This window comes from Paraburkholderia terricola, assembly GCF_003330825.1.
Taxonomy (GTDB): domain Bacteria; phylum Pseudomonadota; class Gammaproteobacteria; order Burkholderiales; family Burkholderiaceae; genus Paraburkholderia; species Paraburkholderia terricola.
This window is the reverse complement of record NZ_CP024941.1, coordinates 438376-465371: the sequence shown is the minus strand read 5'-3', so window position 1 is coordinate 465371 and position 26996 is coordinate 438376. Positions and strand designations below refer to the sequence as shown.

The window sequence follows — 26996 nt, the reverse complement described above, 5'->3', positions numbered from 1 at the left end:
CTCAACCGCCGTAAGCGAAAGCCAGAAACGCCCGCGCCAACACTGCGCCGACACCGACCGCCACGCCGAATAGCAGCAAGCCTTGCAGCAACCGGTTCGTGCGTTTCTGCTCGAGCAGAATCTGGCGAATCATGTCGTCGTTCATGCCGCGACCGTGGTCGTGACGCTCAGCGAGCACGTGATGGATCAGGCGCGGCAACTGCGGCAGCGTCTTGCTCCACTGCGGCGCCTCGATTTTCAGGCGCTCGTACCAGCCGCGCAGACCAATCTGCTCGTTCATCCAGCGTTCGAGATAGGGCTTCGCGGTCTTCCACAGATCCAGTTCAGGATCGAGCGAGCGGCCGAGCCCTTCCACGTTCAGCATGGTTTTTTGCAGCAGCACCAGTTGCGGCTGAATCTCGACGTTGAAGCGGCGCGAGGTCGAGAACAGCCGCATCAGCACCTGGCCCAGCGAAATATCTTTCAGCGCGCGGTCGAAATACGGCTCGCAGACCGCGCGGATCGCGCTTTCGAGTTCCTCGACGCGGGTGGTGGGCGGCACCCAGCCCGACTCCAGGTGCAAGGTGGCGACGCGATGATAGTCGCGCTTGAAGAACGCGAGGAAGTTCTGTGCCAGATAGTTCTTATCGAAGTCCGACAGCGCGCCGATGATGCCGAAATCGAGCGCGATATAGCGGCCGAAATGCACAGGGTCGAGGCTCACCTGAATGTTGCCGGGGTGCATGTCGGCATGGAAAAAACCGTCGCGGAACACTTGAGTGAAGAAAATTTCCACGCCCTCGCGCGCCAGCTTCGGGATATCGACGCCCGCCCCACGCAGCGTTTCCACCTGGCTGATCGGCACGCCGACCATGCGCTCCATCACCAGCACTGTGGGCGTACAGAACTCCCAGTACATCTCCGGCACCAACAGCAGATCGAGCCCGGCGAAATTGCGCCGCAGTTGGCTGCCGTTGGCCGCCTCGCGCATCAGGTCGAGTTCGTCGTGCAGATATTTATCGAATTCCGCCACCACCTCACGCGGCTTGAGGCGCTTGCCGTCCGCCCACAGGCGCTCGGCCCAGACAGCGATGTCGCGCAGCAACGCGAGGTCGGAGTCGATGACCGGCAGCATGTTCGGCCGCAGCACCTTCACCGCAACCGCCTTGCCCGCATGCTGGCCGGCCTTCACCTTGGCGAAATGCACCTGCGCGATCGACGCGCTCGCCACCGGCACCCGCTCGAAGTCGTCGAACAGCACGTCGACCGGTGCGCCCAGCGACTTTTCCACCAGCCCGATCGCGACCGTCGAATCGAACGGCGGCACCTGATCCTGAAGCTTGGCGAGTTCGTTGGCGATATCGACCGGCAGCAGGTCGCGCCGGGTGGACAACACCTGACCGAACTTGACGAAGATCGGCCCCAGGCTTTCCAGCGCGAGCCGCAAACGCACGCCGGGCGGCGCATCGAACTTGCGGCCGATGGTGGTGATGCGCAGAAGCAGACGCACGCGCCGGTCGTTGATGCGCCCGAGCATCATCTCATCGAGACCGAATCGGATAACCGTGAAAAAAATCTTGAGGAAACGCAGAAAACGCATGGTTGTGCCCAGTGACTAGCGCGTGCCGCGCGACGTGGCGGCGCCGCCTGGCGCATCTGCGCCGCGGGCTTCGACCTTCTGTTGAAGACGCTCGATGCGCTTTTCCACACGCGCCAGGGCATCGCGCGCGCGCGCCAGTTCGACATTGAAGTCTTCCAGCGCAACGCGGCGCACCAGTTGCGGGTTCTCGTCGAGCAGATATTCGGCGGCCGTGTCGAGCAGATTGCGCCCGGTGCGCTGCACGTGTTGGCCGACCGAGCGCACGACCGAGGCAACCCGCCATGCAGGACCGTCGCCGATTAGCCTGGCAAGATCTTCTTCGGGCTCCCAGCGCAGATGCTCGGCGAGTTTGGCTATCACCTGCGCGAACTCCGCGTCGCCTTCGATCTTCACGTGCTTCATCACGGCGGCCTGGCCGCCTTGCACGAAGGCCGGCAATGCATCGGACGGCACCGAAATGGTCACATCGAACCGTTGCGCCTCGGTTTCGCCGACCGCACTCAGATAACCATCCGGCTGCACCAGCAACATCAGCACGACTGGCGCGCACGTCAGCCTGGCGGTTTTGCCCGCGTAGGGGGCGAGGCGCTCACGAGCCCACGATTCGCGGGCGAGCAGATGATTGACAGCAGCAGCGAAAGGCTTGGCGGCGAGGGTCATTGAAAGTGGCAAGAAAAAACCCGCGCGGGCGAGGTGCCCACGCGGGTTCCTATTGTAACGTCCGTTCGCTTCGCGGCTCGCTATGCCAAACGGCCAACGCTTTGTGCAAAGTCAGGGCTAAGCCCTACCGCTTCGGCTCTTCCCTGCTCGCGCCTCAGTGCTGCGCAACCTGCTGGATGCCGGCCAGCAGCCAGCCTTCGCCGGCCCGGTTCGACTTCGACAGGTTCCAGACTTCGACGAACGGTTCCGCCGCCGCACCCGGTGCCTCGCGAATCAAGCCGGAGAAGCGCACGCTGGCGAAGTACTCGTTCGCGCGCTCCTCAACGCCGAGCAGTTCGGCGTTCAGCTGCACCACGTCGGTCTGATTGGGCTCTGCACCGCGCGAAGACAGATCGACCCTCACTTCAGCGAACATTTCGGGCGTGGTGAACTCGCGGATGTCGTCCATGTTGCCGACGTCCCATGCGGCTTGCAGCCGCACGAAATACACCTTGGCGTTGCGCAGGAACGCTTCCGAATCGAAGCCGGCCGGCACGGCGGGCACAGCGTTGATGGACGGCGTGGTCAACGGATTGCCTTGCGGTTCGAGGTACGAGCCGGTGGGCGGTGCGGTGTAACGCGGTTCCTGCGAGTAGCCGGTGCCGCCCGAATTGAGAGTCGGCGCGCCGCCCGCGTAGGCCGGGTGCGCCGCATCGCGCTTGCGACCCATGAAGCGGCGGATCAACCAGATGGCGATCATCGCGATCAAGGCAATCACGATGATGTTGGCCATGGCGCTGGCGAACGCACCGCCCAGACCGAAGTACGACAGCAACGCCGCGATGCCGAGACCGGCGGCCAGACCGGCGATCGGCCCGAGCCAGCGCGACCGGTTGGGCTGCGGGGCCGGCGCCGCAGGCGCGGGGGCCGGCTGGGCACGCTGCGTAGCCTGATTGGTCGGTGAAGGTTGGGTCGGCGCCGCCTGCTGTTGCTGAACGGTATTCGACTGACGGCCGATGCTGCGGCTGCCGCCCATGCGGCGAGCTTCCGCGTCGAGCGAGGCGAGCGAGCCGGCCATGATCAGACCGACCATTGCGATCAGTCCGATTCTTCTCACCAACGACCTCGACACCTTACGGGGAGATGACACACCTGAATCGGACATTTTCGTACTTTCCTTTAAAAATCGATGGGTTAGGAACCCTAGTATTTGGTCCCCACATGTAAAGCTACCACGCCAGCTGACAAATTGTAATATTTGACGCCATCGAGGCCCGCTTGTTCCATCATTGTTTTCAAGGTTTCCTGGTCCGGGTGCATCCGGATCGACTCGGCGAGATAGCGGTAGCTCTCGGCGTCCTTCGCGAAGCGGTCGCCGAGCCACGGCAACACTCTGAACGAATAGACGTCGTAGACCTTCTTGAGCGGGTCCCATACCTTCGAGAATTCCAGCACCAGCAGACGGCCCGCCGGCTTCAACACGCGGCGCATTTCCGCCAGCGCGACATCCTTATGCGTCATGTTGCGCAAGCCGAATGCCACGGTCACCACGTCGAAGTAATTGTCCGGAAAGGGGATTTTTTCGGCGTCGCAGAGCAGCGCCGGCGTGATCACGCCCTTGTCCAGCAGGCGGTCGCGGCCCACCCGCAGCATCGATTCATTGATGTCGGTGTGCCACACCTCGCCCGTGTCGCCCGCCTGCTTCGCGAACGCCTTGGACAGATCGCCCGTGCCGCCCGCAATGTCGAGCACCTTGAAACCCGGCCGCACGTTGGCCTGGGCGATCGTGAACATCTTCCACGCCCGGTGCAATCCGCCCGACATCAGGTCGTTCATCAGGTCGTAGTTAGCGGCAACCGAGTGGAATACGCCCGCCACCTTCTGCGCCTTTTCCTGTTCGTCGACCGATTGAAAGCCGAAGTGGGTTTTGCTCATCGCGCTCGTCCTTTCGCGTATTCTGAAATGTTGCGCCGCATCAGTGCGGCGATGGGGCGAATCGTATCAGTGACAATGCCCGTGCGCAGCGCCGGCTGGAACCATCGGCGTATCGCGGTCGACTCCGGCGGCTTCCAGTTTGGCGAGGTAGGCTCGCCAGAGTTCATCCTGGCGGACCGCCATGTCGTACAGCAAATCCCACGAATAGATGCCGGTGGCGTGGCCGTCCGAGAAAGTCGGCTGCAACGCATAGTTGCCGACGCCTTCGAGCATCGTGATCGTCACCTCGCGCTTGCCGGTTTGCAGCGTTTCCTGGCCGGGCCCGTGACCCTGCACTTCCGCCGAAGGCGAATACACGCGCAGCAGTTCGAACGGCAGGCGATACGATTCGCCGTTTGCATACTGCAATTCGAGCACGCGCGATTTCGAATGCAGGACGACGCCGGTCGGCACCGGTGTATCGGGGGTCAGTCCGCTCATGATGGCCTCAAAAGAAAACGCCGGGCCGCCCCAAGATGTCGCCCCGTCGCGGAGCTTGGCGCGTAGCGGCAGGTTACGGGGCGCTCAGCCAAGCGCTTGTTCGATTTCCTGCCGCACGGCTTCGCGCAACAAGGTAGCTTGCGCGCGGCGCGACGACAGCATGGCTTCGGACACCGTGCGCTGGCGTGGCGCCCAAATGGGCAGCGGGAAATGCGCGTCGTTCGAAAAACGCGGAATCACATGCCAGTGCACATGCGGCACCTGGTTGCCGAGGCTCGCCAGGTTGACCTTCACCGGCTGAAGGATGCGCCGCATCGCGCGTTCGACCGCATAAACGGCCTTCATCACGCGATCGCGGTCGCTTCCGTCGAGATCGGAAAACTCGGCTACATGCCTGTTCCAGATCACCCGGCAAAGGCCCGGATAATCGTGTTCGTCGGCGAGGACGACGCGCAAGGTGTCGTCCTGCCACAGCACATCGCCGCCATCTTCATGGCAAAAAACGCAATCCATCGTCGTCCTCAGGCAAAAATCGTCAGTGCTTGCATTAAACCAGCACGCGCTCGATTCCGCCATTGTTCGCCCGCTGCACGTAATCGGCCATCCAGTTTTCACCGAGCACATGACGCGCCATCTCGACCACGATGTAATCCGCGTCGATATTCGCGTCTTCGTTGTAACGCGACAGGCCTTGCAGGCAGGACGGGCAGCTCGTCAGGATCTTCACGTCGGTGGCGCCCTTCGGCTGCGGACCGTCGCCGGCCTTCAGCACGGAGCCGTTCGGCGCGCCCGCCGAGCCGGCCGATGCGTTGACCGGATTGATCGCGTTCGCGCCGGCTTCCGCGAGCAGCGGAATGCCGCGCAGCTTCGCCGCGCCCTTGCGGATTTCCTCTTCCTTGCGAAAGCGCACCTGCGTCGAAATGTCAGGCCGAGTCACGGCCAGTGTGCCGGACTCGCCACAGCAGCGATCGTTTTTCTCGATCCTGTAGCCATCTTTCTCCGAGCCCATCAGTTCGTTGACGAGCTTGACCGGATCCATCGTCTTGATCGGCGTGTGACACGGGTCGTGATACATGTAGCGCACGCCGTTCACGCCTTCGAGCTTCATGCCTTTTTCCAGCAGGAACTCGTGGATGTCGATGATCCGGCAGCCGGGGAAAATCTTTTCGAATTCGTAACCGGCGAGCTGGTCGTAACACGTGCCGCACGACACCACCACCGTCTTGATGTCGAGATAGTTCAGCGTATTCGCGACGCGGTGGAACAGCACGCGGTTATCGGTGACGATCTGCTCGGCCTTGTCGAACTGGCCCGAGCCGCGCTGCGGATAGCCGCAGCACAGATAACCCGGCGGCAGCACTGTTTGCACGCCGGCTTCCCACAGCATGGCCTGGGTCGCCAGCCCGACTTGCGAGAACAGCCGCTCGGAGCCGCAGCCGGGGAAGTAGAACACCGCTTCCGTGTCGGCGTTGGTCGTTTGCGGATTGCGGATGATCGGAACGATCTTGTTGTCCTCGATATCCAGCAACGCGCGCGCGGTTTTCTTCGGCAGATTCCCCGGCATCTTCTTGTTCATGAAGTGGATCACCTGCTGGGTGACCGGCGGCTTGCCCACGGTGGCCGGCGGGTGCGCCGTCTGCTTCTTCGCGAACTTCTTCAGCAGGTCGTTGCCGAGGCGCTGCGCCTTGTAGCCGACGCCCATCATCGCGGTGCGCGCGAGGTTGATCGTCTGCGGATTGGTCGCGTTCAGGAAAAACATGCCGGCCGCGTTGCCCGGATTGAACTTCTTCTTGCCCATCTTGCGCAGCAGGTTGCGCATGTTCATGGTCACGTCGCCGAAATCGATCTTCACCGGGCACGGCGTCACGCACTTGTGACAGACGGTGCAGTGATCGGCGACGTCGTTGAATTCGTCCCAGTGCTTGATCGACACGCCGCGGCGCGTCTGCTCTTCGTACAGGAACGCCTCGACCAGCAAGGAAGTGGCGAGAATCTTGTTGCGCGGGCTGTACAGCAGGTTCGCGCGCGGCACGTGGGTCGCGCACACCGGCTTGCACTTGCCGCAACGCAGGCAGTCCTTGATCGACTCGGAAATCGCGCCGATGTCGGACTGCTGCATGATCAGCGATTCATAGCCCATCAGCCCGAAGCTCGGCGTATAGGCGTTGCGCAGGTCGGCGCCTGCGAGCAGCTTGCCGGCGTTGAAGCGCCCATGCGGATCGACGCGCTGCTTGTACGCGCGGAATTCGCCGATCTCGTCGTCGGTGAGGAATTCGAGCTTGGTGATGCCGATGCCGTGCTCGCCGGAAATCACGCCGTCGAGCGAACGCGCCAGCTTCATGATGCGCGCGACCGCCGTGTGGGCGTCCTGCAGCATCTCGTAGTTGTCGGAGTTGACCGGCAGGTTCGTGTGGACATTGCCGTCGCCCGCGTGCATGTGCAGCGCGACGAACACGCGGCCGCGCAGCACCTGCTTGTGGATCGCCTGGGCTTCGTCGAGGATCGGCTTGAACTCGCCGCCGTTGAAGATCTGCCGCAGTTCGGCGCGAATCTCCTGCTTCCACGACACGCGGATCGTACGGTCTTGCGTGACGTGAAACACGGTGGCGTCCGGCTGCGCGTCCGCGCGATCGGCGAATTTCTCCGCCAGCGCTTCGTAGCCGAGACCGACCAGGTAGTGCTGCGCTTCACGCAACGAGAGATCGAGCTTGTCGCGCAGGAATTCCCAGCGCGTGCGCACGCGCTTCAACAGATCGAGCGCTTGCTGCACGCGATCCTCGAGCAGTTCGGCGCTCGGGATTTCGTTGGCGTCGTCGCTCTTGCCGAGCGGCAGTTTGCCGGCCTTGAAGAACGCTTCGAGCGCGTCGACCAGTTGCAGCTTGTTCTTGATCGACAGCTCGATATTGATGCGCTCGATGCCGTCCGTGTACTCGCCCATGCGGTCGAGCGGAATCACCACGTCTTCGTTGATCTTGAACGCGTTCGTGTGCTTGGCGATCGCGGCGGTGCGGCTGCGGTCGAGCCAGAAACGCTTCCTCGCCTCGGCGTTGACCGCGACGAAGCCTTCGCCGCTCTTGCCGTTGGCCATGCGCACGACTTCCGAGGTGGCCTGCGCGACCGCGTCCGCATCGTCGCCGACGATGTCGCCGATCAGCACCATCTTCGGAAACGCGTTGCGCTTGCTCTTGGTGGCGTAGCCGACCGCGCGCAGATAGCGCTCGTCGAGGTGTTCGAGGCCGGCCAGAATCGCGCCGCCCTGCTTCGACGTTTCGAACAGATAGTCCTTGATCTCGACGATGCTCGGGATCGCGTCGCGCGCCTGGCCGAAGAATTCGAGGCAGACGGTGCGCGTGTGCGCCGGCATCTTGTGCAGCACCCAGCGCGCGGACGTGATCAGCCCGTCGCAGCCTTCCTTCTGCACGCCCGGCAGACCGGCGAGGAATTTGTCGGTGACGTCCTTGCCGAGACCTTCCTTGCGGAACACGCGGCCCTTGATGTCGAGCGCCTCCGTGCGCAGCAGCTTCTCGCCCGGCGCGTAGTTGCCGTCGAACCATTTCAGCTCGAAACGCGCGACTTCGATGTCGTGAATCTTGCCGAGGTTGTGGTCCAGACGCGTCACTTCGAGCCAGTTCCCTTCCGGGTCGACCATGCGCCACCAGGCGAGATTGTCGAGCGCCGTGCCCCACAGCACCGCTTTCTTGCCGCCCGCGTTCATCGCGACGTTGCCGCCGACGCAGGACGCATCCAGCGAGGTCGGATCGACCGCGAACACAAAGCCGGCCTGCTCGGCCGCTTCGGTCACGCGGCGCGTGACGACGCCCGCACCGGAGAAAATCGTCGCCACCTTGCGCTCGACGCCCGGCAGTTCGGTCATCTCGACCGCGCCCAGTTGTTCCAGCTTTTCCGTGTTGATGACGGCCGAAAACGGCGTGAGCGGCACCGCGCCGCCCGTGTAGCCAGTGCCGCCGCCGCGCGGAATCACAGTCAGACCGAGTTCGAAACACGCCTTGATCATGCCGGCGATCTCCGCTTCGGTATCCGGCGTGAGCACGACAAACGGGTACTCGACGCGCCAGTCGGTGGCGTCCGTCACATGCGAGACGCGGGACAAACCGTCGAACTTGATGTTGTCTTTTTCGGTGACGCGGCCCAGCACCTTGGTCGCGCGGCGGCGCAGATCGTAGGTTTTCTGGAATTCGCTTTCGAAGTCGTCGACGGCGCGGCGCGCGGCCTCGACCAGGGTTTCGACCCGAGCGGCCCGGTCGACGCCCGCTTCGTCGCCATGCTCGACCAGATCGGCGCGGCGGCGCTTTTCGATTTCAGACAGACGGTGATGCAGCGCTTCGATCAACATCGCCCGGCGCTTGGGGTTGTCGAGCAGATCGTCTTGCAGGTAGGGATTGCGACGCACGACCCAGATGTCGCCGAGCACTTCGTAAAGCATGCGTGCCGAACGGCCGGTGCGGCGCTCCGCGCGCAGTTCGGCCAGTGCCGCCCAGGCGTCGTCGCCGAGCAGACGAATGACGATTTCGCGGTCGGAAAAGGACGTGTAGTTATAGGGAATTTCGCGCAGACGCGCTTCGGGATCGGCGGCCACCGCGGCGGCGGCCCCGTGCGGATCGAATACTTGAGGTGCGTTCATGTTCGGACGACTCGGTGGGTCAACCGGCCGCGCTCAGGTGGAAGGCGTCGGCTGACGGTGCGCGTGGGGCGCAATGCTGGAAAATTTCTAGTGGAGCGAAGCGCAACCGACGGTTTCCTCACATCGATCGCTTCACGGCGCTCAGATGCAGCTACACGATCGTGCCCGGCGGGCGTGACGCTCCGCCGCGGGGCAACACTCACGCGGGATGGGCATCGAATGGGCGATCCGAGGCTGCCAGTGCATCTTCCGATCCTTATTCCAAAATGGAATTCTACCGCATGATCCCGCCGCGCGTTGACGGCTGAAATCGGAGGCGTGGCGGGGCTTGGCGGGTTTTCGTCACTAACACACGCGCCTTCGTGCATATGGCCAATTGACCAACCGGGCGGTCAGGCGGCGCTCGGGGCGCGGCTCCGACCGCCGCGCGGAAGCCGGAGCGCACGCCGTTGGCGCTATCATTGGTCCTTTCCCGTCTTATAAAGCGCACCGCGCCACCCGCATGGCTTCCCACGACTACCTGAAGAAAACCCTGACCGCACGCGTCTACGACGTGGCCCGCGAGACCGAACTGGAACGCGCGCCGAATCTGTCGGCGCGCCTGCGCAATCCGGTCTACCTGAAGCGCGAGGACAACCAGCCGGTGTTCTCGTTCAAGGTGCGCGGCGCGTACAACAAGATGGCGCACATTCCGGCCGAGGCGCTGGAGCGTGGGGTGATCACCGCGTCGGCGGGCAATCATGCGCAGGGCGTGGCGCTGTCGGCGGCACGGCTGGGCGTGAAGGCGATCATCGTCGTGCCGGTCACCACCCCGCAGGTGAAGGTCGATGCGGTGCGCGCGCACGGCGGGCCGACCGTCGAGGTGGTGCAGTCGGGCGAGTCGTATAGCGATGCGTACGCGCATGCGCTGACGCTGCAGAAAGCGCGCGGCCTGACCTTCGTGCATCCGTTCGACGATCCGTATGTGATCGCCGGCCAGGGCACCGTCGCGATGGAAATTCTCAGCCAGCATCAGGGACCGATTCACGCGATCTTCGTGCCGATCGGCGGCGGCGGACTCGCGGCGGGCGTCGCCGCGTACGTGAAATCGGTGCGCCCGGAGATCAAGGTGATCGGCGTGCAGACCGACGATTCGTGCGCGATGGCCGCGTCGCTGAAAGCCGGCGAGCGGGTCACGCTGAACGAGGTCGGCCTGTTCTCGGACGGCACCGCGGTGAAGCTGGTGGGCGAGGAAACCTTCCGCCTGTGCCGCGAGTATCTCGACGACGTGCTGCTCGTGAACACCGACGCGCTGTGCGCGGCGATCAAGGACGTGTTCCAGGACACCCGCAGCGTGCTCGAACCTGCCGGCTCGCTCGCGGTGGCCGGTGCGAAGCAGTATGCCGAGCGCGAAGGCATCGAGAACCAGACGCTGGTCGCGATCACGTCGGGCGCGAACATGAATTTCGACCGCATGCGCTTCGTGGCCGAGCGCGCCGAAGTGGGGGAAGCGCGCGAGGCGGTGTTCGCCGTGACGATTCCCGAGGAGCGCGGCAGCTTCCGGCGCTTCTGCGAACTGGTCGGCACGCGCAGCGTCACCGAGTTCAACTACCGGATCGCGGACGCGAGCTCGGCGCATATCTTCGTCGGCGTGCAGATCCGCAACCGCAGCGAGTCCGCGCAGATCGCGGGCGCCTTTGAAGCGCACGGCTTCGCCACTGTCGACCTGACCTTCGATGAACTCTCGAAGCAGCACATCCGCTACATGGTCGGCGGCCGCTCGCCGCTCGCGCACGACGAGCGGCTATTCCGCTTCGAGTTTCCCGAGCGGCCGGGGGCGCTGATGAAGTTCCTGTCGTCGATGGCGCCGAACTGGAATATCAGCCTCTTTCACTATCGCAACCAGGGCGCGGACTACAGCTCGATTCTCGTCGGCATTCAGGTGCCCGACAGCGAGAACAGCGAGTTCGGACGCTTTCTCGCGACGCTGGGGTATCCGTATTGGGAAGAGACCGGCAATCCGGTGTACCGCTTATTCCTCGCCTGATCTTTTGGGATTGAAACGCGCAGATGGCTCTTTCGCTTGTCGACAAACTGGTGGTGGCAATCTCGTCGCGCGCGCTGTTCGACTTCGAGGAAGAGAACCGCGTGTACGAGGAAGGCGATCTGCAAGCATATGAAGCGCTGCAGCGCGACCGCCTGACCGTGCCCGCCAAGCCGGGCGTAGCGTTTCCGCTGATCCGCAAGCTGCTGGCGCTGAACGCCGGCGGGCATCGCGTGGAAGTGGTGATCCTGTCGCGCAGCGATCCGATCAGCGGACTGCGCGCGTTTCATTCGTGCCGCGAACACGGGTTGGCGATCGAGCGCGGCGTGTTCACACGCGGACGCGCGCCGTTCGGCTATCTGAAGCCGCTGAACGCGTCGCTGTTTTTGTCCGCGAATCAGGACGACGTGCGCGACGCGCTCGCCGCTGGTTTTCCGGCCGCGCGCGTCCTGCCCGAATCGGCGAAAATGGCGAGCAAGTATCCCGACGAAATCCGCATTGCGTTCGACGGCGACGCCGTGCTGTTTTCTGACGAAGCCGAACGCGTGTTCCAGCAAGATGGCTTGCGCGCATTCATTGGACACGAGATTCACAACAAAAACCTGCCGCTCGCGGACGGGCCGTTGAAGCCGCTGCTCGAAGCGCTGCACCGGCTGCAAAAACTCGCGGACGAAGCCGCGCCCATGCATATTCGTACCGCATTGGTGACGGCGCGCTCGGCCCCCGCACATGAGCGCGCGATCCGCACCTTGATGGCGTGGAACATCGAAATCGACGAAGCGATGTTCCTCGGCGGCCTCGACAAGAGCGCATTCCTGCGCGAATTCGAGCCGGACTTTTTCTTCGACGACCAAATCGGCCATTGCGAATCGGCCCGCGTCGTGACGGCGACGGGGCACGTGCTGAGTGGCATCGTGAACGCATCATGACACCTGAACAGTCACCGCTGGGTAAGCCTTCCGCTTACACCGAACAATACGACGCTTCGCTGCTGTTCCCGATCGCGCGCGGCAATGCGCGCGAGGCGATCGGCATCAGTGCGCCATTGCCCTTCTTCGGCACCGATATCTGGAATGCCTATGAGCTTTCCTGGCTGAACGCGCGCGGCAAGCCGCAGATCGCAGTGGCGACTTTTTTCGTGCCGGCCGATTCGCCGAATATCGTCGAGTCGAAATCGTTCAAGCTGTATCTCGGCTCATTCGCGCAGACGGCTTTCGAGTCGATGGACGCGGTGCGGGAGACGATCAAGCGAGACGTGTCCGCTTCTTGCGGCGCAACGGTTTCCGTTCATCTAACGGCGCCTTACGAGTTCGGCAAGTTGCAGATGGAAGAGTTTGAGGGCTTGTCGCTGGATCGGCTGGATCTGGATACGGACGTTTATCAGCCGGATGCTTCGTTGCTGAAGGCGGCGCTGGATGAAGCGCCGGTCGAGGAAACGCTGTTTTCCAATCTGCTGAAGTCCAACTGTCCCGTGACCGGGCAGCCCGATTGGGGCAGCGTGCAGATTCATTACATTGGCCCGCAGATCGATCACGCGGGCTTGCTGCGCTACATCATCTCGTATCGGAATCACACCGGCTTTCACGAGCAGTGCGTCGAGAAGATTTTTATCGACGTGCTCAAGGCGTGCAAGCCTGTGAAACTCGCGGTATATGCGCGCTACACGCGGCGCGGCGGGCTGGACATCAATCCGTTCCGCACCAATTACAACTTGCCGATGCCGGACAATATGCGGCTCGCCCGGCAGTAGCCTGTCAATGTCTCGCGCGCCGCGGGCGATGATCCATGCTCGCGGCGAACGAGGAAAGCTTTACGCCGATGGCTTTTTATAAGCCACGCAATCCACTTCGACCTTACAGTCGATCACCATCGAGGAAACGACACAAGCCCGCGCCGGCGGATTGTCGCCGAAGTACTCGCGAAACACCTTGTTGAACGACGCGAAATCGCGCGGATCGTCCAGCCACACGCCGCAGCGGACGACATGCTCCGCGCCATAGCCGGCTTCCTTCAAAATCGCGAACACGTTCTGAATCGCCTTGTGCGTTTGCTCGACGATCCCGCCGTTGATCACCTCGCCGTTTTCCATCGGCGTTTGTCCAGAAACGAACAGCCAACCATCCGCTTCGACTGCCCGGGCAAACGGCATATGCTGACCGCCCGTTCCCTTCCCGCCTTCAACGCCATATCGCTTCATCGTCCAACTCCTCACAAAAGGTTCGCGCGCGACGGGCAAAACCGCCGCGCGCCTCGATCCATCAAAAAATCAGAATGCGCCGTGCGCGTCGCCTTTCGACGCCGCGCCACGCGCCACGAATTTGCCTGCGCGTTCGCCCGTGACTTCGCCGTCGCGGTATGACAACACGCCGTTCACCCACACCGCGTCGATGCCGTCCGCCGCCTGCTGCGGCTTCTCGAACGTCGCCGCGTCGCGCACCTTGGCGGGATCGAACAACACCAGGTCCGCGTGATAGCCGATATGCACCTCGCCGCGCTGCGCGAGACCAAAGCGACGCGCCGACAAGCTGGTCATCTTGCGCACCGCCTCTTCGAGCGGCAGCAAGCCGGCGTCGCGCGAATAGTGGCCGAGCACGCGCGGAAACGCGCCCCACAGGCGCGGATGCGGCAACGGATCGTTCGGCAAGCCGTCCGAGCCGACCATCGTCGCGGGATGCGACAGGATGCGCCGCACGTCCTCCTCGGACATGTTGTGATAGACGGCGCCCGCGGGCTGCAGACGCTTGCCCGCCTCCTGCTGCGTGATGCTCCACTCGGCGGCGATCTCTTTCAACAGCTTGCCGGCCATCTCGGGATGCGGCTCGGACCATGTGATCGTGATGTCGATGTCGCCGCTCACCTGCTTCAGATCGAGCGTCGATGAACTGCGGTTGTACGGATAGCAGTCGCAGCCGATCGGCTGCATGCGGCGCGCGCCTTCCAGCGACTTCAGCACTTCTTCGCTGCGTCCCCAGTTCGACGGACCCGCGCACTTCAGATGCGAAATCACCACCGGCACGTGCGCGTGACGTCCCACGCGATACGCTTCGTCCATCGCGTCGAGAATCGCGTCGAATTCGGTGCGCATGTGCGTCGTGTACAGCGCGCCGGCGGCGGCGAGCGGTTCGGCCAAGGCCATCACCTCCTCGGTGGGCGCAGCGAAGGCCGAGCCGTAGGCGAGACCCGAACTCAAACCCAGCGCGCCGTGCGACAACGCCTCTTCCAACTGAGCGCGCATGCCTTCGATTTCTTGCGGCGTGGCCGCGCGATCGAGCCGGTCCATCTGATTGCTGCGCAACGCCGTGTGGCCGATCAGCGCGCCCACATTCACCGCCGGGCGCGCGGCGTTCACCGCTTCGACGTAAGCGGCAAAAGTCGGGTATTGAAAGGCGTCGCGCTCGCCGAGCAGATTCATCGGATCGGGCGGATCGCCCTTCAGCGAAACCGGCGCGGCGCTGATGCCGCAGTTGCCGACGATCACCGTCGTCACGCCCTGCGTGATCTTCGGCAGCATTTGCGGCGAGCGGATCACGTGCGTGTCGTCGTGCGTATGGACGTCGATGAAACCGGGCGCCAATGCACGGCCGTTGGCCTCGATCACCTCTTCGGCGAGCCAGTTCGACAGATTGCCGATCGCGACAATGTGGCCGTCGCGGATCGCGACGTCGCGCTCGACGGGCGGCGCGCCCGTGCCGTCGTATAGTTGCGCGCCAACGATCAGTGTGTCGGCGGCTTCAGGATGCGAATGCATGGATCAGTCTCCTAACGGTTGTCGATCGCCGCCGCCGCGGTGCGCGTCGAGCGCGTGCTTCATGCGGCGCAGCAATTCGCGGCTCTCGTCACCCTGACTGACGGCAAGCTCGGTGACGAGCACATCGAGCGCCATCATCATCGCGTAACGTGACGACGACGGCTTGTAAATGAAATCGGTCTCGAACGCGACGATCGGAATCACCCATTCCGCAAGCTTCGCGAGCGGCGAGGCCGGCGCGGTCAGCGCGATCACGGTCGCGCCGTAGCTGCGCGCGATCTTGCAGTTCTCGACCATCTCGGGCACGCGCCCGGTGGTGGACAGCGCGAGCACCACGCAGTCGCGCGATACGGTGCTGGCGACCATGCGCTGCAACAAGCCGTCCTGATAGGTCGCGACCGGCCGGCCGAGACGCACCAGCCTGAAGCGCATTTCGTCGGCCAGGGCGGTCGAGCCGCCTCCCATGCCGAATACGTAGATCATGCGCGCCGCGCGCAAGGCGGCGGCCGCTTCGCCGAGCGGCGCCTGGCGCAGCAACTGATGGTTATGCGCAAGCGCGGTCTGCAATTCGTCGAACACGCGGGTGGCGATCGGCTCGGGCGCGCCGACGGCGCCGCCCGGTTGCAGAAACCGCTGGCCGACCGCCGCGGCCTGCGCGAGCCGCAGTTTCAGTTCGCGCACGTCGCGGCAACCGACCGCCTTGGCAAAGCGCGTGACGGTCGCGACACTCACCTGCGCCTGCTGTGCGAGCGCGCCGATGCTGGCGCGCGACGCGCCGGTGAGATCGTCGAGAATCAGCGCGGCGACCTTGCGTTCGGCCGAGCGCAATTCCGGCGCGCATTCGGCGATGCGCGCGACGATGTCGAAAGCGAGCGGTTCGGCGGTTGAGTTCATTGCAGAGCGTGGAAGGCCGCGCACCGGCTCATATCGAGCCGGCGCAAAGCCGTGGTACTAAATAACATTTCTTCATCCATCGTACTTTCGGTAACATGATAAAGTCAAATCTGATTCAATTTAACCGGACGATGGAGCTGGGTGACATGAAAGTTACAAACTATCAGGGCGCAACGATTGATCCTTATAGCAAAGGTCTCGGCATGGTGCCGGGCACCAGCATCCAGCTCACGGATGCAGCGCGCCTCGAGTGGAATCTGCTGAACGAAGACGTGAGCCTGCCCGCCGCGGTGCTATACGCGGATCGCGTGGAACACAACCTGAAGTGGATGCAGGCGTTCGTCGCGGAATACGGCGTCAAGCTCGCGCCGCACGGCAAGACCACCATGGCGCCGCAACTGTTCCGGCGTCAACTGGAAACCGGCGCGTGGGGCATCACGCTCGCCACCGCGCACCAGGTGCGCGCGGCGTATCACGGCGGCGTCTCGCGCATTTTGATGGCCAATCAACTGGTCGGCCGCCGCAACATGATGATGGTCGCCGAGTTGCTGAGCGATCCGGATTTCGAATTCTTCTGCCTCGTCGATTCGGTTGAAGGCGTCGATCAGTTGGGCCAGTTTTTCACGTCGGTGCGCAAGCCGCTGCAGGTGCTGCTCGAACTCGGTGTGCCGGGCGGCCGCACCGGCGTGCGCGACGAAGCACAGCGCAACGCGGTGCTCTCCGCGATCGCGCGTTATCCGAACATATTGAAGCTCGCCGGTGTGGAGTTGTACGAAGGCGTGTTGAAGGAAGAGCACGAAGTGCGCGCGTTCCTGCAAAGCGCGGTCGCGCTCACGCGCAAACTCGTCGACGAAGGGAGGTTTGCTCGCACGCCGGCGGTGTTGTCCGGCGCGGGGTCGGCGTGGTACGACGTGGTCGCGGAAGAATTCGTGAAGGCCTCGGAAGCCGGTAAGGTCGAGGTCGTGCTACGTCCCGGCTGCTATCTGACGCATGACGTCGGCATCTACCGCAAGGCGCAGACAGACATCCTTGCGCGCAATCCGGTCGCGAAGAAAATGGGCGAAGGCTTGCTCCCCGCGTTGCAACTATGGGCGTACGTGCAGTCGATTCCCGAGCCGGATCGCGCGATCATCGGTCTGGGCAAGCGCGACTCCGCGTTCGACGCCGGCATGCCGGAGCCGGCGCGCCACTATCGTCCGGGCAACGAAGCGCCGCGCGACATCGCGGCGAGCGAAGGCTGGGAGATTTTCGGCTTGATGGACCAGCACGCCTATCTGCGGATTCCCGCAGGCGCCGATCTCAAAGTGGGCGACATGATCGCGTTCGACATCTCGCACCCGTGCTTGACGTTCGACAAGTGGCGCCAGGTGCTGGTGGTCGATCCGTCGTATCGGGTCACGGAAGTGATCGAGACGTTCTTCTGATCTTGACGAGAACGGCGCGTTTCACGGCAACGTGGCGCGCCGCGCGGTTGTCGCCGACCGCCTGATGCAGTCGCGATCGCGCCGGTTATCGCGGCGATCCCTCGTTGTTCACCGCCGCTTCAGACACCTGAGAAGAACCAGCCGGATCGGTAACGCCGGCCGTCGCCGCCACTTCACCGATCCGCGCTTCCAGCATCTTCAACGCGCCGGACAGCGCGCTCAGCGCGTCGTCCGGCAACGCGGCCATCGTGTCGTGCAAAAAGGCATTGCGACGCGGCAGGCTCGCTTCGGTTGCCGAGAGTCCCGCTTCGGTCAAGCGCACGTTGGTCACGCGGTTATCGCGCGTATCCATGCTGCGCGCAATCCAGCCTAATCCCTCCAGCGTTTTCAACTGCCGCGTGAGCGCGCCCGGATCGACCCGCAAGCGCTCGACCAGCCGCTTCTGCGACGACTCGCCCGCCTGCTCGTGCAGCGCGAGCAGAATGCGCCAGCGCGGCAACGGGTGGCCGACGTGCGCCTCGAATGCCGACATGAACGCCCGATAAGTGCGGCCGAATTGCTGCATGACGGCGACGCGGTCCTGTTCTTCCATGATTTGTCAGTAAAACGGTAAGTCTAAAAAATCAGTCCGCGTGAACCACCGGCTCGAGCTTGCGCTGGAGCTTGATCGGCGGAACGCGGCGGCTTTGCCACACCGACACCACGGCGATGATCGCCGCCAGCGCGAGACCCAGATGAATCGCCGCGACGAGCGCCTCGCGCGCGCTTTCGAGCAGCATCGCGCCGTCGTGGCCGGCATGCGTCAACTGGCCGAGCACGGCGCTTTGCGCGTCACGATTGATCAGGATTTGCGGATCGCCCAGATCGGCGAACCATTGCGATGCGCGATCGTTTTCCAGCGCGCTGCGCACGCCGCTTGCGTACATGTGGCTCACCAGCGTGCCGGTGAGCGCCGTGCCGATCATGCCGCCGATCATCCGCAACGACTGCAGCAGCGCCGTGGCGATGCCGAGATGTTCGCGACCGGCCGTCTGCTGCGCAAAGATCGTGAGGTTGGGCATCACGAAACCGAGCCCGAGGCCGCCGACCATCATGAACGACATCAGTAGCCATTGCGGCATGGAACGCGTCGCCACCACCATGCCGAGGCACGCGAGCGCGACCAGCGCAAAGCCGACGTATAGCATCAGATTCGGGTTGCGCACGCGAGAAACGATGCGCCCGTTGGCGATGCTGCCGATCGTGATGAACACGACGAGCGGCGTGATGACGAACCCCGCTTCTTTCGGCGACATGCCGAAGCCGCCCTGGAACAGCAACGGCGCGTAAAACAGCAGCGAGAACATCGTGAAGCCGCCCAGCACCGCGAGCGTGAAGAGCGCGGCGAGGCTGCGGTTGCGAAACATGTCGACCGGCAGGATCGCGGTCGGGCAGCGCTTTTCCCACTGCCACAGCGCGTAGGCCGAAGCGATGCTCAACGCAAGCAGCGCAAACGCGCTGAACGTGACGCCGTGCTTCGGCAGCAATTCGACGAAGAGTTGCAGCGAGCCGAGCGCCACCGCGATCAGCACCGCGCCCGGCCAGTCGAGCCGCATCTTGCCTTCGTGCTCGACATGCCGCAGATGCGGCAGGAAGCGCCAGACGAAAAATAGCGACAGCAGACCGACGGGCAGATTCACATAGAACACCGAGCGCCAGCCGTAATACTGCGTGAGGAAACCGCCGAGCGACGGCCCCACTGCGTTCGCGATCCCAAATGCGGAGCTCATCAACACCTGCCAGCGCAGGCGCACGACCGAGTCGGGGAAGAGGTCGGGAATGCAAGCGAAGGCCGTCCCGACCAGCATGCCGCCGCCGATGCCTTGCAGCCCGCGCGCCAGCACGAGGAACAGCATGTTGTCGGCGGCGCCGCACAGTACCGACGCGCCCGTGAACACGACGATCGACGCGATCACGAAGGGCTTGCGTCCATAGTAGTCGCCAAGGCGGCCGAAGATCGGCACCGTGATCACCGAGGTCAGCAGATACGACGTGGCGACCCATGCGTAGAGTTCGAAGCCCTTGAGTTCGGCGACGATCGTGGGCAATGCGGTGCCGACCACGGTCTGGTCGAGCGCGACCAGCATCGTGACGAAGGAAATGCCGAGCATTGCCAGCAGCGATTCGCGGAAAGGTAAGACTTGCCCACTCGAATGGTGGGCAGCGGTATGGACAGCCATTTTTGCGGACGCAACAGTTGACTTGTCAAATGATGGGGAATCATACCACGAGGCCATGCTCTAAGCTGGACCGTGCGCAGGCCGTCGCTGAACGGACTATCGACCGCAAATAGTCAACAAATGATGCCAGGGAGGCATATGGAGCAGAGTTCGCTCGCAGCACAATCCTTATCGGACGAAGACCTGAACGCGCTGCGGCGCGCCAAACACGAGCTGGAAAGCCCCGCGCTGGCGATGAAGCTGGCGAGTATCGTCGGTGCGCCGCTGGAGAAACTGCTCGCGCGCATGCCGGCGTTCGCCAACGAAAAGATCGCCGATGCAACGGAACTGGCATTGCGCAAGTGCCTCGCGATCGCGCTGCGCACGTTGGGGCGGCAAGACAGCGCTGCGCCGCTCGCCGCGCCCGACAAGCCGAGCAACCTGCTGCACAAGTTCGCTGTGGCGACCACCGGCGCCGCCGGCGGCGCCTTCGGCCTGTTCGCGCTGCCCGTCGAGTTGCCGATCACGACCACGCTCATGTTCCGCTCGATCTGCGATATCGCGCGCAGCGAGGGCGAAGACCTGACCTCGATCGATACGCAACTGCAGTGTCTGACGGTGCTGGGCATGGGCGGCACGTCCACTGCCGACGACGACGCCGACTTCGGTTACTTCATCATGCGCGGCGCGCTGGCGCAGGCGGTGTCGAAAGCGTCATCTGAAATCGCGACCAAGGGTTTCACCGCGCACGGTTCCGCAGCCTTGCTGCGCCTGCTTCATACGATTACCGCGCGTTTTTCTGTGCAGGTGAGCGAACAGATCGCCGCCAAGTCGATTCCGGCGATCGGCGCCGTGCTCGGCGCGATGGTCAATACGGTGTTCATCGACCACTTCCAGCAGGTCGCGCACGGTCATTTCACCGTGCGGCGGCTGGAAAGGCAGTACGGCCACGAAACGGTCGAGGCCGCCTATCAGACGATCGACATCGCGCTCGCCGGCTGAGCGGCGTTCGTGGCGCGGTTCGTGACGCGCCGCACGAAGGCCGCGGCGCCGTCGAGCGCGCGATTCGCCTCGGGCATGAACGGCGTGAACAGCGGCCACACGTGCGGCATCTTCTTCCATACCTCGAATTCGCAGTCGACGCCCGCCGCGCGCGCGTTGTCGGCAACGCGTCGCGAATCGTCCAGCAACACCTCGGTGCTGCCCGCCATGATGAAGAGCGGTGGCAAACCGTGCAGTTCGGCATAAACCGGCGAAGCGTACGGATGCGTGGCCGGCGTGTCGCCGAGATAGACCTTCGCGGCCCGCTCGATCGCGGCGCCGCAAAACATCGGATCGCGACTGTCGTTGGTGCGGATACTCGCGCCGGCAGCGGCCAGATCGGTCCACGGCGAGAACAGTAGACCACCGGCCGGCATGGGATCGCCGGCGTCGCGAAGCGCGATCAACGTGGCGAGTGCGAGGCCGCCGCCCGCGGAATCGCCCGCGATCACAATCGACTCGGGCGGCACGCCATCGGCGATTATCTTGCGATAGGCCGCAGTGGCGTCGTCAAGCGCCGCAGGGAAAGGATGTTCGGGTGCAAGGCGATAGTCGAGCGAAAAGACCGGAGCGTTGGCGCGCGTTGCAAGACCGAACACTAGCGAACGATGCGTGAGCGGCGAACAGAAGTAATAGCCGCCGCCGTGGCAATACAGTACGGTCGGTTCAGCGCTAGGCGCTGGTTTGCCGCCGGCGCGCTCTATCCACTCCCCGCGCAGCGGCCGGTCATGCGGGCCGTACAACTCTCGCAGACGCCAGCCGGCGGGAACCCGCGGTGACCAGACGCGCTTGGCGGTCAACGCCCGCGCTCTCTCGACATCGATACATGGCTTGAGGGTTTCTGGCCGAAACTGCCTGCGCAAAATCCAGCAGGCGAGTGCGCTTTGCCAACTCATCGGGACACGCTCCTTCGATAGTGTCCCTTCATGGTACGTGCGTTCGCGGTTGCGGCGATGGGCGAGCGATTCTAATCTCTAAAAGCGCGCGCTTTCCCGAATGCGCTTCTTTCTATCCGGTCTAGTTCGCTGGCAACACCTGCCCGCGAATTTCGCCCGTCGGATTCTGTGCTGTGTGGATATTGAAGTACCACTGGCCCGCCATCAGATCGGTGACCTGCTGTTCGGTGAGCGCCGCCGATCCCTTGATGGGGCTGCCAAGCGCGCTCTTTCCTATTGGCACCTGAGGCTTGGCGTTCTGGCCCACTGGAGCGGGGCCGTGGAAATGCGCGGCGGTGACCGGGCCGCTCAATCCTTCATAGCTGATCGTCCATTGCAGCGATTTGGTCGACGTATCGAACGTGGCGTTCAACGTGCCGTGCCCATGACTCACTCGCGGCGGCACCTCGCTCGACGGCTCAAGATCCGCTTTCAAGGCCACCGTATCCGCGAAGGCGACGCCCGACGTCAACACCCACAGCACCACAGCAAGGTTCAGTTTTCGAAGCACAATCATGGTCTTCTCCGGACTTGATGCACCGCCGCACCGACGTTTCGGCTGCGCGGAGCCACCACATACTAGTGCAAATTTCTTGAATACGTTTGCGGATGGCGGGTGAGCAAGCGATGTATAGGGCGCGGCACAAGGGCCTGACTATCGTGAGCGCAGAGGCTGATTCATAGTGCTCGTTGGTTTCGTAGTTATCCGTGGTATCGAAACGCATCAGGCCGCTCGCGCGAATCTCGTCCGCTCCTGAATAAGCGCAACTTCGAGCGAATTCGAGCAGCGCCTTCGTCGATTTCCTCAAACAGTTAATTGCGGATTTCGGAACGAATGGTTAGCGCTATCCGAGTTATGCTTCCGACTGCGAGAAGTGACTCCTTCATCGAAGGATGTCTCCAAACCTTAACGCGGCTTCGGCCGCGTTTTTTTTCGTCTGCTCATTGTTGGATTTGTTTTGCTCAGTCCTCTTTTCGGTCACACCTGTAGCGAGGAACGGCACCGCGCCGCCCAAGCGGTGCAATGTCACGCGAGCAAGGCGGCCTGCTGCTCGATTCGATCCAGCATGACCTGGCACTTGGTGATCAATATCAATCCCTCACTGCGCACGCGTTCCGGTGGCTTGACGGTGATATCTCGACGATATTCGTCCAACGCATTGAGCAGCGGCGGATATTGCAGCACGCTCGCTGCCCCGGCCACCCTGTGCAACCACTCACGCACGCGCCCAATCTCAGCGCTTTCGACCAGTGGCGACAACGCCTCCACGTCCTCGCGCACGGACGAGACAAACGAGTCGAGCAACGCCTTGACGGTCGATTCGCTACCCCACAACTGCGTCATGTGCGCCAGATCGACTGGAACAAACGGCTCTGTGACGCCGTGAACATCCGGCCCTGCGACTGCCGGGGTGCTCACCGTTTCAATGGGAGCGGCTTGCCACGCGCTGTCGGGGCCGAACCAGCGGCTCAGGTAGTCGCGCAGCGTGGCGAGCCGGGTCGGCTTGACGAGGCAGTCGTCCATGCCCGCATCGCGACATAGATTCAGGTCTTCGGGCGCGGTGTTCGCCGTGATACCGAGAATGGGCAGACGCTGCGCGCCACCGTGCTCCCGCTCGCGGATGCGCCGCGTGAGTTCATAGCCGGACAGGTTCGGCATATGGCAATCCGTGATCAGGCATCCATAGCTCGTGCGTTCCAACGCGACCAACGCCTCCGCACCGTCGTTCGCCACGTCGCATGCAAAGCCGAGCAAAGCCAGTTGATGACGGATCAACTCCTGATTGACCGGGTGATCTTCCGCCACCAGAATCAGGCGGCCGCTGGCAATGGCGCTTTCACGGTCCGGCGGCACGGTGCAGCCCTCGGCCGCGCGCGGCTTGCCCGCCGGGCGCTGAGCCACCGACGGCAGCCCCGCCAACGCGGCGGCGCATGCGGCACCGAGTCCGCGCCACGAAATAGGGTTGATGCTGACGCGTACGTTGTCGTCGAAAATGCGGTAGCCCGTCGGCTTCGGCTTTTCGGTCAGGCAAATGACGCGTGAGCCTAGGCTGCCGCCTGCCGGCAACCTCACGTTCTCGCTCACGAAAAGCAGGTCCACGTCTGCCAGCGCGGCGCGCTCGCGCAGTTCCGCGGCATCGGGTGAGACGCGGCGCAGTTTGAGCCCAAGCGCCTCGCCAAAATGCATCAAAGCCTGAGCGACGCGTGCGTCGCCAATGGCCACGACACCGCGCTTGCCGCGCAAGCCGCCAGCGCAATAGCGCTCAGTTTCGACAGGCATGGTGAGCCGCACGATCATGCGTGTTCCCGCCCCCGGTTCACTGCGCAGTGCGAGTGAGCCGTTCATGAGGTCGATCAGCTTACGGCAGATCGTCAGCCCAAGGCCAGTGCCCCCGAAGCGGCGCGTGGTGGACGATTCAGCTTGCACGAACGGCTCGAAGAGTTTGGCCTGCACCTCCGGCGCGATGCCGATGCCCGTGTCCGCCACGATTACTTCCAGCGTCTGAGCGCCGGCGGCTTGCGCGACGACCGACACGCATACTTCGACCTCGCCCTCCGACGTAAACTTGATGGCGTTGCCGAGCAGGTTGAATAGAATCTGCCGCAGTCGCACGCTGTCGCCTCGAAGTGTGGCGGCGACTTCGGGTGCGATGTCCACGCGCACTTTCAAACCCTTTTCATGCGCTCGGCCCGCGAGCAAGCCAACCGAGTTGTCGACCAGTTCGCGGATGTCGAGGGGTTCGGCTTCGATCGTGAGCCGTCCCGCTTCGATTTTCGAATAGTCGAGCAAGTCGTCCAGAATCTGCAGTAGCGCGCCGGCCGACTCGTGGATCATGCTCAGCATTTCTCCTTGATCGTTATTGAGCGGCGTGCGTTCCAGCACTTCGACGAGACCGAGCACGCCGTTCATCGGCGTACGGATTTCGTGGCTCATCATGGCGAAAAAGTCGTCCTTGGCGCGCGAAGCCGCCTCGGCCATGTCGCGCGCTCGCGCGAGTTCCTCGGAGCGCGCGCGCTCCACGCTCACGTCCACCCAGTAACCGCTCCACACGACGCTGCCGTCCGGCTCACGGCGCGGCACCAACTCCGCGCGCGCCCAATAAAGGCCACGTTCGGTTTCGAAGCGAAACTCGATATGCACCGGCGTTTCGGCGTGTGCCGAGCGTTCCAGTTCGGCCAGCACCAATGGCCGGTCCTGCTTGTATATCCACCGGAAATCGACGTCGTCGCGCTCTATCTGAGAAAGATCCAGACCACCCAACAGATGCCGGGGTCGCCGCCGAAGTAGGGAAACGAATAAACACCGTCAACGGTACGACGCAGTTGAAATACCACCGCTGGCAACGACCGCGTGACATCAAACAGACGCCGCTCTGTTTCGCGCGCGCGCATTTCGGCGCGCCGGATGTCGGTAATGTCGACCATCGTTCCAAGCACGCAGACCGGTTGACCGTCGCTGTTACGACAGAGGCTGGTCCAGAACAGGCCATGCCGCAAATCGCCGGGGCTGCGCTTGAACTGCAGTTCCATCTTCGCCGTCTCGCCATGTTGCAGCACCTCGTGCGCCATGTCGTCGAGCACGCCGCTGTTGGCTTCGCCCCAGGTATGGACATCGGTGGTCGTACGCCCGATGACCGCTTCGCGGGGCATTCCGCACGCCTCTTCATAAGCCTGATTGACGGCGATGTAGCGGCCGTTCAGATCCTTGGCAACGAGCGGATAGGGAACCATCTTCATCATGGTTTCCTGGAAGTTCAACTGCGTCTCGAGTTGCCGCTCCGTCTCCTTGCGCAGCTTCACTTCGCGTTGCAGCAACAGATAAGCACGCAGTGTGACCAGCAACACGACGCCGATGCCAATCAGCAGCGGCAGCAGACGCACTGCGTTAACGCTCCATAGCCGGGTTTCCGGCGCATTGCCGGTGACCCACTTTTGGCGAATGCGCTGCTTTTCGGCGGGCGGCATGGCCAGTAAGGCGCGGTCGATCAGACCCGCGAGCGGGCCCAGATTTGCGCGGACCGCGAAGCCGAGGCGGTCCGATTCGCCGACCGTACCGAGAATCTTGAGCACGCCGGCGTAACGCTCCTTGAGCAGGATGTCGATGGCTGCCACGTTGCCGACCAAAACATCGGCCTCGCCGGTTTCGACCATGTGGAGTCCGTCGTCCAGGCTGGGCGCAACAGCGACTTGGTCTGCAGGAATCTGCTTGAACGCGAGGGGAACCGCTCCGGCGACATGCGCGGAGACGACGATGCGGCGCGACGCAAAATCATTGAGTGAGCGTGCGGCCGGCTCGTCTTCCCGCCCGACGATCACAAGCGGATAACTTTCGTATGTCCGCGTGTGCCGTGCGTTTTTTAAACGCGGGTCGCTACTGGAGGCGGTGGCGAGCATCGCCAACTGCCCGCCTTGAAACGCGTCGACCGTGGCGGGCCAGTCGCCGGTGCGCGCGCGGTTGAACACGACGCCGAGCGTACGACTCAGATAAGCCAGATAATCCGCTGCAATGCCAGCGGGCCGCCCGGCCTCGTCGACATAGCTGAACGGTGGCCAATCGTTGTCGAAACCAACTTGTATTGGAGGCAGCGAACGGAGCCAGGCCTGCTCTTGTGACGTCAGTGCAAGCCGATACATGCTGGACGCGGATGTCGCGTCGAAATTGCCCGATAGCCAGCGCGCGCGAATTGCTGCGTCGTCGGCCGATTTGATGCGCGTAAGCGCGTGATCGAGTTCGTCTCGCAATGCGGCCCGGCTTCGCGGTACGCCAAAGCGCAGATCGGCAGTCTTGCTGGTTTCCTCGAAAGCAACACGCAGACGACGGAACTCGTCCGTGCCTAGTGCATACCGCACCGTGGGAGTAAAGCCGAAGTAAATGTCGGCCTCGCCTTGGGCCACCGCGGAGAGTGCGGCATGCGTTGTGGCGAAGGTATTGATTTCGGCGCGCGGGAACCGGTCGCGCATTGCGCGCTCGCGCGCATAACCTTTCTCTACCGCGATGCGCGCACCGGTGAGCCGGGCGGGCCCGTCATAGTCGTCACTCTCCCGGCGCACCACCGCTGAAGTGGATGAACGAAAATACGGCGCGGTAAAACTGATGCAACGTTCGCGCTCGGGCGTTCGCGCAAGACTCATCAACAGATCGACTTTTCCGGCGCATGCAGCGGCAAGTAGCTGCGGCATGTCTGGAAATGCCTCGGCTTCGATGACGACATTCGGCCCGACGAGTGCGCGCAGATAGTCGACGCTCATACCGGTGAGTTCACCGTCCTGAAGTGCCTCGAACGGCAGCCAGCGGTCCGCGAGAACGCCGACGGTCAGCTTTTCAGGAAAAGCGCCTGCGGCTTGCGAATGGGTGAGGTCGCCGTCCGACTGGGCAAGCGCCGTTACCTGCACGCCAAGGAATAAGGACAGCGCGAGCAGGCATAGCGAGACGCGCCGCAGTACCAGCCTCATTGCA

The 26996-nt window shown here is 63.3% G+C and carries 19 protein-coding genes and 1 pseudogene; 5 read left to right on the top strand and 15 right to left on the bottom strand.

Annotated features, from left to right (window positions below):
- Window position 1: 1 nt before the first annotated feature.
- The 7 genes from ubiB to CUJ90_RS02080 all read right to left on the bottom strand — a co-directional run bounded on the left by ubiB (window position 2) and on the right by CUJ90_RS02080 (window position 9275).
- Window positions 2-1579, bottom strand: a complete 1578-nt coding sequence (ubiB, locus tag CUJ90_RS02110) for a ubiquinone biosynthesis regulatory protein kinase UbiB (protein ID WP_073428284.1) — start codon at window positions 1577-1579, stop codon at window positions 2-4.
- A 15-nt stretch (window positions 1580-1594) separates the two neighbouring features.
- On the bottom strand, window positions 1595-2239 hold the full coding sequence (locus CUJ90_RS02105; RefSeq protein ID WP_114161867.1) for a ubiquinone biosynthesis accessory factor UbiJ: 645 nt from the start codon (window positions 2237-2239) through the stop codon (window positions 1595-1597).
- Window positions 2240-2393: 154 nt separating this feature from the next.
- The gene (locus tag CUJ90_RS02100; protein ID WP_114161866.1) at window positions 2394-3383 is read right to left on the bottom strand and encodes a Tim44 domain-containing protein; all 990 of its coding nucleotides are present in this window, start codon (window positions 3381-3383) and stop codon (window positions 2394-2396) included.
- Between the two features lie 38 nt (window positions 3384-3421).
- Window positions 3422-4153, bottom strand: a complete 732-nt coding sequence (gene ubiE / locus CUJ90_RS02095) for a bifunctional demethylmenaquinone methyltransferase/2-methoxy-6-polyprenyl-1,4-benzoquinol methylase UbiE (RefSeq protein ID WP_073428287.1) — start codon at window positions 4151-4153, stop codon at window positions 3422-3424.
- A 66-nt stretch (window positions 4154-4219) separates the two neighbouring features.
- On the bottom strand, window positions 4220-4633 hold the full coding sequence (locus CUJ90_RS02090) for a gamma-butyrobetaine hydroxylase family protein (RefSeq protein ID WP_073428288.1): 414 nt from the start codon (window positions 4631-4633) through the stop codon (window positions 4220-4222).
- Between the two features lie 84 nt (window positions 4634-4717).
- Window positions 4718-5146: an HIT family protein gene (locus CUJ90_RS02085; RefSeq protein ID WP_073428289.1), complete on the bottom strand. Its 429-nt coding sequence runs from the start codon at window positions 5144-5146 to the stop codon at window positions 4718-4720.
- A gap of 34 nt (window positions 5147-5180) precedes the next feature.
- Window positions 5181-9275 (bottom strand): DUF3683 domain-containing protein, encoded by a 4095-nt coding sequence (locus CUJ90_RS02080; RefSeq protein ID WP_073428290.1) that lies wholly within the window; start codon window positions 9273-9275, stop codon window positions 5181-5183.
- 502 nt (window positions 9276-9777) lie between these two features.
- Here CUJ90_RS02080 and ilvA point away from each other — a divergent pair.
- Genes ilvA through queF form a run of 3 tightly spaced genes read left to right on the top strand, consistent with a single transcriptional unit; the run spans window position 9778 to window position 13048 of the window.
- A complete protein-coding gene (gene ilvA, locus CUJ90_RS02075) occupies window positions 9778-11301 on the top strand; it encodes a threonine ammonia-lyase, biosynthetic (RefSeq protein ID WP_114161865.1) in 1524 nt (507 codons plus the stop codon).
- 23 nt (window positions 11302-11324) lie between these two features.
- Window positions 11325-12227, top strand: coding sequence for a 5'-nucleotidase (locus CUJ90_RS02070; RefSeq protein ID WP_073432567.1), 903 nt, complete (start codon window positions 11325-11327; stop codon window positions 12225-12227).
- The gene (gene queF / locus CUJ90_RS02065) at window positions 12224-13048 is read left to right on the top strand and encodes an NADPH-dependent 7-cyano-7-deazaguanine reductase QueF (RefSeq protein ID WP_073432566.1); all 825 of its coding nucleotides are present in this window, start codon (window positions 12224-12226) and stop codon (window positions 13046-13048) included. Before CUJ90_RS02070 ends, queF begins: the two co-directional genes overlap by 4 nt.
- A 60-nt stretch (window positions 13049-13108) precedes the next feature.
- Here the strand turns inward: queF and CUJ90_RS02060 are convergent, their stop codons facing one another.
- From CUJ90_RS02060 to CUJ90_RS02050, 3 genes are all read right to left on the bottom strand, one after another.
- Entirely contained in the window at window positions 13109-13495 is a 387-nt protein-coding gene (locus CUJ90_RS02060) for a RidA family protein (RefSeq protein ID WP_073432565.1), read from the bottom strand.
- Between the two features lie 69 nt (window positions 13496-13564).
- Complete coding sequence (locus CUJ90_RS02055; RefSeq protein WP_073432564.1) at window positions 13565-15046, bottom strand: N-acyl-D-amino-acid deacylase family protein; 1482 nt, start codon at window positions 15044-15046, stop codon at window positions 13565-13567.
- A 3-nt stretch (window positions 15047-15049) separates the two neighbouring features.
- Window positions 15050-15940: a MurR/RpiR family transcriptional regulator gene (locus tag CUJ90_RS02050; protein WP_073432563.1), complete on the bottom strand. Its 891-nt coding sequence runs from the start codon at window positions 15938-15940 to the stop codon at window positions 15050-15052.
- Between the two features lie 146 nt (window positions 15941-16086).
- On the opposite strand from CUJ90_RS02050, the gene CUJ90_RS02045 reads away from it, so the two are divergent.
- Window positions 16087-17364 carry an amino acid deaminase gene (locus tag CUJ90_RS02045; protein WP_073432562.1) on the top strand — a complete coding sequence of 426 codons (1278 nt, stop codon included), beginning with the start codon at window positions 16087-16089 and terminating at the stop codon, window positions 17362-17364.
- Window positions 17365-17449: 85 nt separating this feature from the next.
- Here the strand turns inward: CUJ90_RS02045 and CUJ90_RS02040 are convergent, their stop codons facing one another.
- Together CUJ90_RS02040 and CUJ90_RS02035 are read right to left on the bottom strand one after the other, a co-directional pair.
- On the bottom strand, window positions 17450-17956 hold the full coding sequence (locus CUJ90_RS02040; RefSeq protein WP_114161864.1) for a MarR family winged helix-turn-helix transcriptional regulator: 507 nt from the start codon (window positions 17954-17956) through the stop codon (window positions 17450-17452).
- A gap of 31 nt (window positions 17957-17987) precedes the next feature.
- A complete protein-coding gene (locus CUJ90_RS02035) occupies window positions 17988-19583 on the bottom strand; it encodes an MDR family MFS transporter (protein ID WP_073432560.1) in 1596 nt (531 codons plus the stop codon).
- A 138-nt stretch (window positions 19584-19721) separates the two neighbouring features.
- Here CUJ90_RS02035 and CUJ90_RS02030 point away from each other — a divergent pair, with 138 nt between their 5' ends.
- The gene (locus tag CUJ90_RS02030) at window positions 19722-20564 is read left to right on the top strand and encodes an EcsC family protein (protein ID WP_114161863.1); all 843 of its coding nucleotides are present in this window, start codon (window positions 19722-19724) and stop codon (window positions 20562-20564) included.
- Here the strand turns inward: CUJ90_RS02030 and CUJ90_RS02025 are convergent.
- The 3 genes and pseudogenes from CUJ90_RS02025 to CUJ90_RS02015 all read right to left on the bottom strand — a co-directional run bounded on the left by CUJ90_RS02025 (window position 20534) and on the right by CUJ90_RS02015 (window position 26992).
- Window positions 20534-21499 (bottom strand): alpha/beta hydrolase, encoded by a 966-nt coding sequence (locus CUJ90_RS02025; RefSeq protein ID WP_114161862.1) that lies wholly within the window; start codon window positions 21497-21499, stop codon window positions 20534-20536. The two genes, CUJ90_RS02030 and CUJ90_RS02025, sit on opposite strands and share 31 nt — an antisense overlap.
- 121 nt (window positions 21500-21620) lie before the next feature.
- The gene (locus CUJ90_RS02020; protein WP_114161861.1) at window positions 21621-22055 is read right to left on the bottom strand and encodes a CHRD domain-containing protein; all 435 of its coding nucleotides are present in this window, start codon (window positions 22053-22055) and stop codon (window positions 21621-21623) included.
- A 510-nt stretch (window positions 22056-22565) separates the two neighbouring features.
- A pseudogene (locus CUJ90_RS02015) lies at window positions 22566-26992 on the bottom strand (ATP-binding protein).
- Window positions 26993-26996 lie beyond the last annotated feature (4 nt).

Coding starts and splice junctions, on each gene's coding strand:
- CUJ90_RS02030 (WP_114161863.1), top strand. CDS start 19,722: ATGGAGCAGAGTTCGCTCGCAGCACAATCCTTATCGGACGAAGACCTG.
- CUJ90_RS02025 (WP_114161862.1), bottom strand. CDS start 21,499: ATGAGTTGGCAAAGCGCACTCGCCTGCTGGATTTTGCGCAGGCAGTTT.
- ilvA (WP_114161865.1), top strand. CDS start 9,778: ATGGCTTCCCACGACTACCTGAAGAAAACCCTGACCGCACGCGTCTAC.
- CUJ90_RS02055 (WP_073432564.1), bottom strand. CDS start 15,046: ATGCATTCGCATCCTGAAGCCGCCGACACACTGATCGTTGGCGCGCAA.
- CUJ90_RS02100 (WP_114161866.1), bottom strand. CDS start 3,383: ATGTCCGATTCAGGTGTGTCATCTCCCCGTAAGGTGTCGAGGTCGTTG.
- queF (WP_073432566.1), top strand. CDS start 12,224: ATGACACCTGAACAGTCACCGCTGGGTAAGCCTTCCGCTTACACCGAA.
- CUJ90_RS02050 (WP_073432563.1), bottom strand. CDS start 15,940: ATGAACTCAACCGCCGAACCGCTCGCTTTCGACATCGTCGCGCGCATC.
- CUJ90_RS02105 (WP_114161867.1), bottom strand. CDS start 2,239: ATGACCCTCGCCGCCAAGCCTTTCGCTGCTGCTGTCAATCATCTGCTC.
- CUJ90_RS02070 (WP_073432567.1), top strand. CDS start 11,325: ATGGCTCTTTCGCTTGTCGACAAACTGGTGGTGGCAATCTCGTCGCGC.
- CUJ90_RS02080 (WP_073428290.1), bottom strand. CDS start 9,275: ATGAACGCACCTCAAGTATTCGATCCGCACGGGGCCGCCGCCGCGGTG.
- CUJ90_RS02090 (WP_073428288.1), bottom strand. CDS start 4,633: ATGAGCGGACTGACCCCCGATACACCGGTGCCGACCGGCGTCGTCCTG.
- CUJ90_RS02020 (WP_114161861.1), bottom strand. CDS start 22,055: ATGATTGTGCTTCGAAAACTGAACCTTGCTGTGGTGCTGTGGGTGTTG.
- CUJ90_RS02060 (WP_073432565.1), bottom strand. CDS start 13,495: ATGAAGCGATATGGCGTTGAAGGCGGGAAGGGAACGGGCGGTCAGCAT.
- CUJ90_RS02045 (WP_073432562.1), top strand. CDS start 16,087: ATGAAAGTTACAAACTATCAGGGCGCAACGATTGATCCTTATAGCAAA.
- CUJ90_RS02035 (WP_073432560.1), bottom strand. CDS start 19,583: ATGGCTGTCCATACCGCTGCCCACCATTCGAGTGGGCAAGTCTTACCT.
- CUJ90_RS02040 (WP_114161864.1), bottom strand. CDS start 17,956: ATGGAAGAACAGGACCGCGTCGCCGTCATGCAGCAATTCGGCCGCACT.
- ubiE (WP_073428287.1), bottom strand. CDS start 4,153: ATGAGCAAAACCCACTTCGGCTTTCAATCGGTCGACGAACAGGAAAAG.
- CUJ90_RS02085 (WP_073428289.1), bottom strand. CDS start 5,146: ATGGATTGCGTTTTTTGCCATGAAGATGGCGGCGATGTGCTGTGGCAG.
- ubiB (WP_073428284.1), bottom strand. CDS start 1,579: ATGCGTTTTCTGCGTTTCCTCAAGATTTTTTTCACGGTTATCCGATTC.